Origin of the sequence: Methylobacterium sp. WL18 (assembly GCF_008040015.1) — a bacterium.
Taxonomy (GTDB): domain Bacteria; phylum Pseudomonadota; class Alphaproteobacteria; order Rhizobiales; family Beijerinckiaceae; genus Methylobacterium; species Methylobacterium mesophilicum.
This window is the reverse complement of sequence record NZ_VRVD01000591.1, coordinates 1-2,899: the sequence shown is the minus strand read 5'-3', so window position 1 is coordinate 2,899 and position 2,899 is coordinate 1. Positions and strand designations below refer to the sequence as shown.

Here is a 2,899-nt window from a genome sequence, read left to right as displayed (position 1 = left end):
GTCTTCCAACGCCGAAAAATGCTCCACCAGTGCCTTGCCTGACATCGGATGCCTCACCAGACCGAGGCCCCCTGTGAATCACGCAAAAGGCAACACCGAAATCCATTCCTTTCAAGCGATCGCCCTGGGGACACCATCCCGGCCACTTGACCCGGTGGGCCTTATCGGATGGGCCTTCAGCCTCAGGAGGCTTGCGGCCCGGGCGACCAAGTGCGCAATCGGCGCATCAGCCAGATCAGGATCGTCAGGGCTACGAGGTTCACCGATATGCTTACCTCCTCCCTGGGGCCCAGCGAGAGCACGTAGGTGCCGGGACGGACCTCGCCCAGGCTCGTGGTGGATACGGCCCTTCTCACGCCAGGGGAGGCGGTCGCCGCAATCGAGGCTGCGATCAACGGGTCATCCGGAAGAGCGTCCCCGACCTCCTGAGCAGGGAGGCCGCCTACTACCCAGTGCGGTCGTTCCGCTGCCGACCCTTCTCGGACGGCAAGTCAGACGCATTCTAAGGTCTGCAATCTGTTGGGAGCAGACATTCGCAGGATCTCAGTACCGTCACTAAGTTCCCGAATGGGTCTAAACTGTCTCCATCGGCTGTACCGGAACCCGAATGCTGGCCCTCATGAGGCGTAGAACCGTCTCGTGGTGGGGTCTTGGCAGGGCATACCCATCTAAGATGAAAACCGAACTTCCGAGATGGGTTAGGACCGATGCCTGCAACTGCAGATGGCATCACGCGATCCGCACCTACGTTCTTTTCCCGGTTGCATGTATTGATTTCATGCAACCATAAATAGCAATGGCTGGCGCTCATGCTGCTGCCTTGCCCGACCATGGGACCAGCGGTCCAGCTGTCGATCGGCCCTGGTTTCTCCCGCTGATCCCGATCGTACGTCACGGTTCAAGGGAGCCCGCCGCCATGCTGAGATCACCCATCACGACGCTCGACGGCTACCATGGTCTCCTGCCGCGCGCCTGGACGCGGGATGAGACCTGCGACGAAGCCTACGTCGACGCGCAGAACGACTTCCAGGCGACCAAGGCCCGGGCCTTTGTCCTGCCGATCGTGCGGGAGGCTCCGGTTCGGACCATCCTAGACGTTGGCTGCGGCATGGGCGGCATGGCGGTGGCCCTGGAAAAGGAGGGCTACGAGAGCTACGGCATTGACCTGCCCGGGCTGACGCGCCGCTGGTCGTCGGCCGGTCGGAGTGCCGATCGGTTCTACCTGGTTGATCCGGACGCGTTCGAGCTCCCCTTCCTCGACGGCACCATCGATTTCGCCTTCACCTTCGGCGCCATCGAGCACGTCGGCACGACCAACGGTCACGCTGACCGCCGTCCCGACTGGCACGCGGTTCGCCAGCAGTGGCTGCGGGAGATCTTCCGCGTCCTTTCCCCAGGCGGGCGGATGCTGATCGGCGGCCCCAACCGTGCCTTTCCGATCGACGTGGCCCACGGCCCCGACAACCAGGCGGCGTCCTGGGAGCGCTGGCTCGCGCGCCGGCTCGGCGCCACCGTCCACCGGCCCTGGGGCGACAACTTTCTGTGGGCCTACCCGGACGTGCACCGCTACCTTGAGGGGCTGCCCTACACGATGGAGGCCCGCAGCATCGGCGGGTTTCTCGACTTCTCGCGGGTTCCGGCCTTCGCGCGCACGGCGGCGCGCGCCTACGTCAATCGCATGCCCCGCGCGCTGCTGGACACGGGGTTCAACCCGTGGGTGATGGCGCTGGTCACTCGCTCTGCTGAGAGCTGAGCAGGCCCCGGGCATGCGCCGGCGGCCCTTAGAGGGACGCTCGACCGACCTTGGAGATTGCACGTGACGGCGGCTTGCGAAGCGGACGGCGGGCAGGGGGCTGCCTGGCGGCGCCCCCGGTTCTCGGAAGTGCGCGGGGCCCTGCGGGCGGACCACGAGCATTGGCGGCGGCACGGACACGGCTCCGTGCGCCTGCGGGCCGGCTACCAAGCGTCCTGCCTGTACCGGCTCTCCCGCTACGCCTTTGAGCGCGAATGGCGGGCAGCGGCCTGGTTCCTGTGGATCGCTAACATCTGGTGGACCGGCGCTGACATCACGCCGTCGAGCCAGATCGGGGACGGCCTGTACATGCCACAGCCAAATGGGGTCGTGATCGCGGGAGCGGTCGGTCGCTGCGCGGCCCTGGGCAGGCAAGTCGTGATTGGGGGCCTAACTAGGGCCCCCACAGCGGACATCGGGGCCGGCCCTGGTCTGCCAGTCCTGGGCGATAGCGTCACCGTGGAGAGCCGAGCGTCGGTACTTGGCCCCATCCGCATCGGCGACGGTGCGCGGATCGGGCCGGGCTGCGTTGTTCGGACGAGCGTCGATCCTGGGCTGGGGGTCGACCTGATTGCCTGACGCCATGGCCACCTCTCAGCAGACGGTCTGCTATAGGCCGCTTGCTGACGTTAGGGCGCTTAGGTGCCAGTGTCGGCTCCCCACCCATCACAGACGTTCATACAAGCTATCTGGAACGGCGTAATCTGGCCGAAAGCGGCGCGTCCGCTTCGAAGAAGGGCCCGCTGAAACGCGGACGGGCTAAGACCGGCCCAACCCGGCTGTTCCGCAATGTTTACGTCGGCCCCGAGAGCGGTCATCAGCAGCAGCGCGCTCGCATTCGGGTTTGCACGGCGTCGTCTAGACGCCGTGATAGATCCCGGCGACGCTCTCGATATCCGTCGAGATCAGGACGCGCATCGCTTAGGCCCCGAGGATATCGGCCCAGCCGGGCAGGAGATCGGTCAGGGCGTCCCGCCGGTGGCCGTCGCGGCCCGTGACCGCCTCGGCTCGCCAGAGGGCGTGGATGATCGCCTGCTCGATCCCGTCCGCGGCGGCCTCGAACAGCGGGTCGAGCGCCGCGTCGTGCAGTAGGGCGGGCGTCGGCAT

The 2,899-nt window shown here is 66.2% G+C and carries 4 protein-coding genes; 2 read left to right on the top strand and 2 right to left on the bottom strand.

Annotated elements, in window-relative coordinates:
• Positions 1–182: 182 nt before the first annotated feature.
• Positions 183–356, bottom strand: coding sequence for a hypothetical protein (locus FV228_RS33425; protein ID WP_187277905.1), 174 nt, complete (start codon positions 354–356; stop codon positions 183–185).
• Positions 357–916: 560 nt separating this feature from the next.
• Here FV228_RS33425 and FV228_RS25475 point away from each other — a divergent pair.
• Entirely contained in the window at positions 917–1,753 is an 837-nt protein-coding gene (locus FV228_RS25475; protein WP_187277904.1) for a class I SAM-dependent methyltransferase, read from the top strand.
• A gap of 186 nt (positions 1,754–1,939) precedes the next feature.
• The gene (locus FV228_RS25470) at positions 1,940–2,371 is read left to right on the top strand and encodes a hypothetical protein (RefSeq protein ID WP_238262711.1); all 432 of its coding nucleotides are present in this window, start codon (positions 1,940–1,942) and stop codon (positions 2,369–2,371) included.
• Positions 2,372–2,713: 342 nt separating this feature from the next.
• Here FV228_RS25470 and FV228_RS25465 read toward each other — a convergent pair.
• Positions 2,714–2,899, bottom strand: a 186-nt coding sequence (locus tag FV228_RS25465) for a P1 family peptidase (protein ID WP_187277903.1), incomplete at its 5' end; no start/stop codon positions are given.

Coding starts and splice junctions, on each gene's coding strand:
- FV228_RS25475 (WP_187277904.1), top strand. CDS start 917: ATGCTGAGATCACCCATCACGACGCTCGACGGCTACCATGGTCTCCTG.